Source organism: Mycoplasma todarodis, from assembly GCF_004335995.1.
In the GTDB taxonomy this organism is placed as follows: domain Bacteria; phylum Bacillota_I; class Bacilli_A; order Mycoplasmatales; family Metamycoplasmataceae; genus Mycoplasma_K; species Mycoplasma_K todarodis.
Map to the genome: position 1 here is coordinate 1 of NZ_PSZP01000026.1, position 8589 is coordinate 8589.

General features: G+C 29.7%; 10 protein-coding genes and 1 pseudogene. All 11 read left to right on the forward strand.

What is annotated here, in order from left to right:
• Nucleotides 1-43: 43 nt before the first annotated feature.
• Nucleotides 44-1418: pseudogene (gene alaS / locus C4B25_RS04905) on the forward strand (alanine--tRNA ligase); the annotation flags it as partial.
• Nucleotides 1419-1745: 327 nt separating this feature from the next.
• The gene (locus C4B25_RS04910) at nt 1746-2426 is read left to right on the forward strand and encodes a DHHA1 domain-containing protein (RefSeq protein ID WP_246004294.1); all 681 of its coding nucleotides are present in this window, start codon (nt 1746-1748) and stop codon (nt 2424-2426) included.
• Complete coding sequence (ruvX, locus tag C4B25_RS03235; RefSeq protein ID WP_131613617.1) at nt 2419-2835, forward strand: Holliday junction resolvase RuvX; 417 nt, start codon at nt 2419-2421, stop codon at nt 2833-2835. Before C4B25_RS04910 ends, ruvX begins: the two co-directional genes overlap by 8 nt.
• Before the next feature lie 37 nt (nt 2836-2872).
• Complete coding sequence (locus C4B25_RS03240) at nt 2873-3145, forward strand: DUF1292 domain-containing protein (RefSeq protein WP_131613618.1); 273 nt, start codon at nt 2873-2875, stop codon at nt 3143-3145.
• A complete protein-coding gene (locus C4B25_RS03245) occupies nt 3145-3825 on the forward strand; it encodes a BC85_0335 family putative methyltransferase (RefSeq protein ID WP_131613619.1) in 681 nt (226 codons plus the stop codon). The genes C4B25_RS03240 and C4B25_RS03245 overlap by 1 nt, the downstream gene beginning before the upstream one ends.
• Nucleotides 3826-3878: 53 nt before the next feature.
• A complete protein-coding gene (gene greA, locus C4B25_RS03250; RefSeq protein ID WP_131613620.1) occupies nt 3879-4349 on the forward strand; it encodes a transcription elongation factor GreA in 471 nt (156 codons plus the stop codon).
• Between the two features lie 55 nt (nt 4350-4404).
• Complete coding sequence (hpt, locus tag C4B25_RS03255; RefSeq protein WP_131613621.1) at nt 4405-4950, forward strand: hypoxanthine phosphoribosyltransferase; 546 nt, start codon at nt 4405-4407, stop codon at nt 4948-4950.
• 53 nt (nt 4951-5003) lie between these two features.
• On the forward strand, nt 5004-5801 hold the full coding sequence (locus C4B25_RS03260) for an energy-coupling factor transporter ATPase (RefSeq protein WP_131613622.1): 798 nt from the start codon (nt 5004-5006) through the stop codon (nt 5799-5801).
• On the forward strand, nt 5792-6688 hold the full coding sequence (locus tag C4B25_RS03265) for an energy-coupling factor transporter ATPase (protein WP_131613623.1): 897 nt from the start codon (nt 5792-5794) through the stop codon (nt 6686-6688). Before C4B25_RS03260 ends, C4B25_RS03265 begins: the two co-directional genes overlap by 10 nt.
• Nucleotides 6689-6699: 11 nt before the next feature.
• The gene (locus C4B25_RS03270) at nt 6700-7530 is read left to right on the forward strand and encodes an energy-coupling factor transporter transmembrane component T family protein (RefSeq protein ID WP_131613624.1); all 831 of its coding nucleotides are present in this window, start codon (nt 6700-6702) and stop codon (nt 7528-7530) included.
• Nucleotides 7531-7599: 69 nt separating this feature from the next.
• Nucleotides 7600-8265: a 16S rRNA (uracil(1498)-N(3))-methyltransferase gene (locus C4B25_RS03275; protein WP_131613625.1), complete on the forward strand. Its 666-nt coding sequence runs from the start codon at nt 7600-7602 to the stop codon at nt 8263-8265.
• Nucleotides 8266-8589: the final 324 nt, after the last annotated feature.

Consider the following 8589-nt stretch of genomic DNA (forward strand, 5'->3'; position numbering starts at 1 on the left):
AAAAGATTTCTTTTCTGGAAAAAAACAACCTCCAAGAAATAGAATTACAAACTCACAAAAATCAATAAGAACAAATGATATAGAAAATGTTGGGGTTACATCAAGACACCATACACTTTTTGAAATGCTTGGGAACTTTTCAATAGGGGATTATTTCAAACCAGAAGCCATTGAATTCGCATTTGAATTTTTAACAGAAGTTTTAGAAATGGAAAAAGATAAGTTATATATAACTTACTTTAAAGATGATAAGGAAACATATGAAAAATGAATTTCTCTTGGTGTTGAACCTTCACACTTAGTTGCTGGAGATAGAGAAATGAACTTTTGAGATATGGGTATGGGGCCATGTGGTCCGGATACGGAAATTTTCTTTGATAGAGGTTCAAAATACGATGAACGTGGAGTTGAATTAATTGAAAAAGATCTTGATAACGATAGATATATTGAAATTTGAAACATTGTTTTCTCTGAATTTAACAACGATGGAGAAGGAAATTATAATGAGCTTGTTCAAAAAAACATTGATACAGGTGCAGGATTAGAAAGAATCGCTTCAATTTTACAAGATGGACACACAAACTTTGATACTGACTTATTTATGCCTATAATCAAAAAAGTTGAAGAAATGACAGGTAAAAAATATGATGGAATCATTCAAAATTATAGCTGATCATATGAGAGCTGTAGTTAATGCTATACAAGATGGAGCAAAACCATCTAATGTCTCTCGTGGTTATATCATTAGAAGATTAATACGTAGGGCATATCGTTCAGCAATCCAATTGGGTATGAAAGAAACAACTTTCCTATACAAACTAATTGAGGTTGTTAGAGATACTCTACCATTTGCGATAGATGTTGAAGTAGTTTCAAAAATTATTCAAAAAGAAGAAGTTGCTTTCGCAAAAACAATTTCACAAGGTGAAGAATTATTATTTAAATCACTTGTTAAAGGTGAAGACTTCGATTTTGGTATTGCATTTAAATTATTTGAAACATACGGATTCCCTATTGAACTAACTCAAGAAATTTTAGAGGAAAAAGGAATTAAACTTGATATTTCAAAATTTGATGAATACAAAGAAAGACACGCCAATGCTTCGAGAGGGAAAGTTGTATCTGGAATGGATAAACAAATCGCTTCTTTAGCTAAAATTGATAAAAAGATGTCAGAATTTATTGGATATGGTTCAACAGAACTTGCATCGGAAAATATTGAATACGCAAAATCTGAGGTTGTATTAATGTTGGATGAAATTGATTCAATTGAAAGTATAGAGGGTGTCGGATTTGCTATATTTAAGGAAACACCATTTTATGCTACATCAGGGGGACAAAGACACGATAAAGGTGTGATTGTTCAAGGTAACAATGAAATAAAGGTTTTAGATGTATTTAAAGATAAATTTGGAAACCACATTCATAAAGTTGAAGGTACATTAAGAAAAGGTGAAGTTGAACTAAAAGTTGATCACGAAGTTAGAAATGGATTGATGAGAAATCACTCGGGAACACACCTTGTTTTCCGTGCATTGCGTGAAGTATTTGGTGCTGACGTGATTGAACAATTAGGTTCTGATAACAACGAAGAAAGATTAAGATTTGATTTCCCTTCTGATAAAAAACCAACAGAAGCACAAGTTGCAAAAGTTGAAAATTTAGTTAACCAATACATTGGGATGAATGTTGATAGAGAATATATCATTACTGACCTTAAAGGCGCCGAAGAAATCAATGCTATTATGACAATTGATGAAGATTCATACTCAGAAAAAGTTCGTGTAGTTAAATTTGGTGAAATAACAACTGACTTATGTGGAGGAACACATATTCCAAATACAGTGGGCCTTGAAACATTTAAAATAGTTTCTGTTGAGAATAAAGGATCAGGAGTGTTCAGATTAGAAGCTATAACTTCAAATATAACAGTTGATTCATTCATTAAAAAAGAAATGGATAAATTATATACAGAGATAGAAAAGATTTTTGAAAAGAACAAGAAATTAGATAGCGATTATTCAATTAAAGTTACAACTTTAACAATTGAAACAGCTAAAGAACTTATTCAAAAATTAAGAAATGATAATAAGAAACTTTCTAAGAAATCTCAAAAAGTTGAAGTGCCTGATGTAGAACTTGAAAATGGAGTTTACATTGATTTAAATCTTAAAAACCCAGGTCAGGTTAAAGCTATGGCCATTTCATTAAGAACAAAATATCCAGAAGGTACATTTATAATTGGTGCGAACACTGGAAAACTATTAATTGCAGTTGCTTCACAAGTGAAAAATTCAAATGAAATTTTACAACAAATTTTTGCCAAATTAAATGGTAGAGGTGGTGGAGCACCGATGTTCGCTCAAGGTGCTTGTGAATGAAATGAAAATGCAGAAAATATAATTAAAGAGATTGTTAATGGCTAGAAAAATAGGTTTAGACCTTGGTTCAAGATCTTTAGGAATTGCACTTAGCGATCCTTTGAATTTCACTGCACAAGGAAAAGAAAATTTTAGATTTGATGAACGTGATTGAGAAACTGCATTAAATAGGCTATCAGATTACTTTCAGGAATATGATATCGATACTATTGTCTTGGGATATGTAACGTATCCTTCTGGCGACAAATCTGATACTACATATATGATTGAAGAATTCAGGGGATTATTAGAGCAAAAATTTGATGTTCCAATAATTTATATTGATGAAGCTAATACAACTAATAAAGCTCATGAAATAATGATTAAAGCTAACGTTTCCAGAAAAAAACGAAAACAAAGTAAAGATAAATTAGCAGCACAACTAATCCTAGAAGATTATTTAATGAGAATATAATAAGCCTTATGGCTTTTTATTTTGTTAAAATACTTTTATGGAAAATAATACAAATACAAATATCGATGAAGATAGAATCATCGAAATAACATTAGAAGATGGTAAAAAAGTAGATGGTGAAATTCTTTTCACTTTTGAAGCAAATGGAGATGACTTTGTTTTATATGAAGTTCAAGAAGAATTATTCGCTGCTAAAGTTGATGAACAAGGACAATTAAAACCAATTGAAGAAGATGAGTGAGCTTTAGTTGAGAAAGTTTACGAAGAATACCAAGAAACATATGTAGAAGAGGAAGAAGAGGAAGAATAGTGAGTTCTACAACAAGGTATATTTTAATTGCTTCGGTTTTTGTAGTCCTTATAATTGGTTTTACAATTTTTACTGTATTGCAAATTAAAGCTAGAAAACTTAAGAAGAGAATTTTAATAGAAGAAGCTAATTTGGATGAGAATGACCCTATTACTAAAGAGTTAATTGAAAGAACAGAAGTTGGGGAGATGATTTGAGAATTAAAAGATCAAATTAAAAATCCAATAGATGATTTATCAATGGAATATTTCATCACAAATATAATTAGAAACGGTTATAAAAGTGTTTGAATCGAAGGGGAAACAGAAGGATATGAAGCTATAACTCTTGCAAAAAGAACCAAAGCTAATATCTCACTATTAAAAGGTTCAATAAAAGATACTGAGAAATTTAATAAATGATTAAAAGAATTTGATGTCCCAAAAGATAAGATTGAAATTGTTGAGAAAAAATTTATCAAAGACAAATTTGATTTCATTATTTTATCAAAGGAAACAACTAACTTTAACTCTGCCTTTGATAATTCATGGGTGAATGTTAATAAAAATGGAATGTTAATAATTGCTGAATGTAAAAAATTAACTAGGGATCAAAAAGATTTAATTAAATACATGAAACTTATAGGTGTTAGATTTGAACATCAAAAAATACACGAAGGTTTTATCATTGCTGCTAAATAAGTGCTAAAATTTGATAAAATATTACTAATAAAAGTTAATACAAGGAGAATATTATGGAAAAAAACCTAAACATGCTTACTAAAGAAGGTAAAGCTAAATTACAAGATGAAATTAAAAGATTGGTTGAAGTAGAAAGACCTAAAGTTATTGCTGAATTAGCGGAAGCTAGAGCGCAAGGTGACCTTTCTGAGAATGCTGAATTTGACGCAGCTAGAGAGAAACAAGGACAAATCGAAGATCGTATTAGAGAAATTGAATCAATCCTTGAACATTCAAAACTAATTAGAACAAGTTCTAAAAAAGATATGGTTAGAATTGGTTCACAAGTTGAATTAGAAGACCAAAGAACAAACAACAAAAGAATTGTTAAAATCGTTGGTAGACAAGAAGCAAACCCATTTGAAGGTAAAGTTTCAAATGAGTCACCACTTGCAAAAGCTGTTTTAGGTACATCAAAAGGTGATGTTGTAACTGTTGAAGTTGAAAACAAGTACAGAGTAAAAGTTGTAAGTATTAACGAATAATAAAGTGAAAAGTCAGTAATAACTGACATTTTTTCATTTTCATAAGGAGAAAAAAATGGATTCAAGAATAAAAGAAATAATTTATACGAGAGAAGAAATAGAAACAAAGATTAAAGAATTGGCTGATTGAGTTAACGAAGAATATAAAGACTCTAAAGATTTAGTTATTATTGGACTGCTAAAAGGTTCTGTGCCATTTCTTTCAAAACTAATGATGGATGTTACAGTTGATATGTCTATTGATTTTATGACTGTATCTTCATATGGTGGTTCAACATCATCAACAGGTAACGTTAAGATTGTTATGGATCTTAAAAAGGATATTTCTGGAAAAGATATATTAATTGCTGAAGATATTATTGATTCAGGGATTACACTTAAAGCTGTTATGGAAAACCTATCAGCAAGAAAACCAAAATCATTAAAAATAATTACACTAATGGATAAACCAACAGGTAGAAAAGTTGATTTACATGCTGATAAAGTGGGGTTAATTGTTCCTGATGAATTCCTAGTTGGATATGGTTTAGATGTTAAAGAAAAAATGAGAAATTTACCAGTTATAGCTGTTTTCAATAAAGAAAAATTAGATGAGATTTAAATCTCACTTTTTTTATACTCATATTAGCTCTTTTTTTTATACAATTTAAATATATGATAAAAGTAAAAGATCTTTCATTTAAATATTCGGATGCCAAAACAAATGCCTTGACAGATGTTAATTTTTCTATGACAAAAGGGAAATACATAGCAATCGTTGGTCATAACGGATCTGGTAAATCTACTTTATCAAAGCTTCTTGTGGGGTTATACAAGCCAACTAACGGAACTGTTACTATTGATGATATTACAATGTCTAAAAAAACATTGAAACAAATTAGAAATAAGATAGGGATTGTTTTTCAAAATCCAGATAACCAATTTATTGGTTCAACAGTTGAGGATGATATTGCTTTCGGTCTTGAAAATAAAAAATTACAAAGAGAAGAAATGCAAAAGATTGTTCAGGATTTATCAGATAAGGTTGGTATGGGTAAATACCTAGACAGAGAACCACAAACTCTTTCAGGTGGACAAAAACAAAGGGTTGCAATCGCCTCTACTTTAGCATTAGATCCAGAAGTTATTATTTTTGATGAGGTTACTTCAATGTTGGATCCGAAAGGGAAACGTGAAGTTTTAGAGTTAATAAGAGAAATTCAAAAAACTAGAAAAAAAACATTGATTTCAATCACTCATAATATGGATGAAGCTATTTTAGCTGATGAGATATTAGTTTTTTCAAAAGGGAAATTAATAGCAAGTGGTAAACCGGCTGAGATTTTGAATAATGAAGAAATTGTTAATTTAGCTAAAATTGACGCACCATTCATATATAAGCTATCTTCAAAATTAAACGGAATGAAACCAACTTATAATGAGGAAGAATTGTTAGGTGAAATATGCAAATAAAGACTAATAAATTAACACATATATTTGATAAAGGTCAACCTCAAGAATTTACTGCCTTAAAAAATGTAACTGCAACAATAGAACAGGGTATGTCTATTTCTATAATTGGTCATACCGGATCTGGTAAAACAACATATATTGAGCATCTTAATGCCTTAATATTACCTACATCTGGAAGTATCGATCTTAAATTTAAGATTCCTAATACTAGCAAAAAGGATAAGGAACATGAATTCGTTGTTGTTGAAAGAAATATTAAAGCATCAAAGAGAAAAATTAAAAAAATTAAGCAAATAAGAAAAAGAATTGGTATTGTATTCCAGTTTGCTGAATATCAGTTATTCGAAGAAACTATTGAAAAAGATATTATGTTTGGTCCTATCACAATGGGTTCTTCAAAAGAAGAAGCAAAAGAACTTGCATCAAAATATTTGGAATTAGTGGGTTTAGGGAAAGAATATCTTAAAAAATCACCATTTTCACTATCTGGTGGACAAAAAAGAAGGGTTGCTCTTGCGGGTATATTAGCAATGGAACCAGACACGCTTGTTTTTGATGAACCAACGGCGGGATTAGATCCTCAAGGTTCCCAAGAGATTCTTGATATTTTTGATAGACTTCATAAAAACGGGAAGACAATAATTATTGTTACGCACAATTTAGATGATGCTTTAGCGAGAACGGATTATACAATGATGTTTTCTAGAGGGGAATTAATAAAATTCGAGGATTCTTATAAAGTTTTAAAGGATACTGATTACCTTGTAAAGAATCATCTTGAACCACCTAAATTATTGGCTTTAGTAAATAAACTAGAAGCTAAAGGAATTAAACTTCCGAAAGTTAAAACAATTGATGAATTAGCGGAAGCATTAAATAATAGATAAAGAGAGGTTATATGCAATTAACGGTTGGTAAATACATACCTAATGACACATTTGTACATAGACTTGACCCAAGGGTTAAGTTACTTTGCAATATCCTACTGATTGTTATAGTATTTCTGAATCGAAGTTATATAGGATATGGGATAATCATGATTCCTGTTATAACTTGTTATGCTTTTTCAAAAATGCCAATTAGGAAATTATTATCTATGTTAAAACCGGTTATTTTTATAGGTGTTTTCCTATTCATAATAAACATATTTATTGTTAAACCAACCTCAGATCAATGGTTCCACACAGTTACATGGTGAAAGATTAAAATTTCAGGTGAAGCTGTAGATAGAACGGCTTTGATTGCGGTTAGGGTTTATTTCATGATTATTATCACAACCATTCTTACAGCAACTACAAAACCAATAGATTTAACTAGGGGATTGGAAGATCTAATGATGCCTTTGAAGATAATTAAGTTTCCGGTTCATATTATTGCGATGATAATTGCAATCGCTTTAAGGTTTATACCAACATTGCTAGAGGAGTCGCAAAGAATAATGAAAGCTCAAGCATCGAGAGGTGTTGATTTCAAAAATGGTGGTCCAAAAGCAAAAGTTAAATCAACAGTTACTCTTATTATTCCATTATTTGTTACTTCGTTTTCAAAAGCTGAAGATTTAGGAAATGCTATGGAAACTAGAGGGTATGATCCATATGCAAAAAGAACAAGGTATAGAAAATATTCTATAAAATACTTTGACGTTATTACATTATCTATAGTTATAGGAATGCTCGTTTGAGTAATATTAGGTATGTGTGGAATATCTGCATTCCCAATGCCATATTAAAACCATGAGTTGGTTTTTTTATTTATACTTATTTTGATTAAATATTCTCTTTTATTTTATAATTACACTATGTTTAGATTCTTTGTAACAAATAAAATGGGTGAAACACACTTTGAAATATCAGAAGAAACATACAAGCACATGAAAGTGGCGCGTGTTTTAAATGAAAAATTTATCTGTATTTATGAATCAAAATTCTACGTTTGTGAGATGGACGGACAACAAGCTAAAATAATTGAAGTTATCAATGAAGATCATGAACACAATGGTGAAGTTATAGTAGCTGCAGCACTAATAAATATAAAGCGTTTTGAATGAATGGTGCAAAAGGCTGCTGAATTAGGTGCAACAAAAATTATTCCCTTAATTACTGAAAGAATTGAAATTAAAATGAATGATAAGTTTTATAAAAAAATAGAACGTTGAAATCAAATTTCACACAATGCGTGTGAACAATCATTTAGAAATGTCAAAATGATTGTAACTGAGCCAATGAACTTTAAAGATGTGTTGGAAATTGAAATTGAAAATAAATTTATAGCACATGAAAAAACTAATTCAAAGGTAGCATCATCATTACCTACAAATTCCATTTTCTTTGTTGGACCTGAAGGTGGTTTTTCAGAAAGAGAAGTAGCTCTAGCGGAACAAAAAGGATGTGAAAATATCTCATTAGGAAAAAGAATATTAAGAGCTGAAACAGCAAGTATTTTTATGTTAAGTAAGGTTATGTAGAAAATATCTTATTATAGATATTTTTTTAATTCTTAATTCTTTATGTTGATTTAAGCGATGGATATTCAAAAAGAAAAGTGGTTGAAGAATTAAACAATAAAAACAATAAAAACATATTTTTATATAAAAAAGCATTTTTATGAGAAAATTTAAAGGAATAAAAGAACAAATATAATAAGAATAAGTGATATTTTTAATTAATGCACTATTATTTATAATAAATTATGATATATCTTTTTTAATTTTGTTATAATAAATAAGCGTATTACATAGTTGAGTTGCGGTTTTAACAACATCGCAAGTAAAAATTAAAAGTTGACAAAC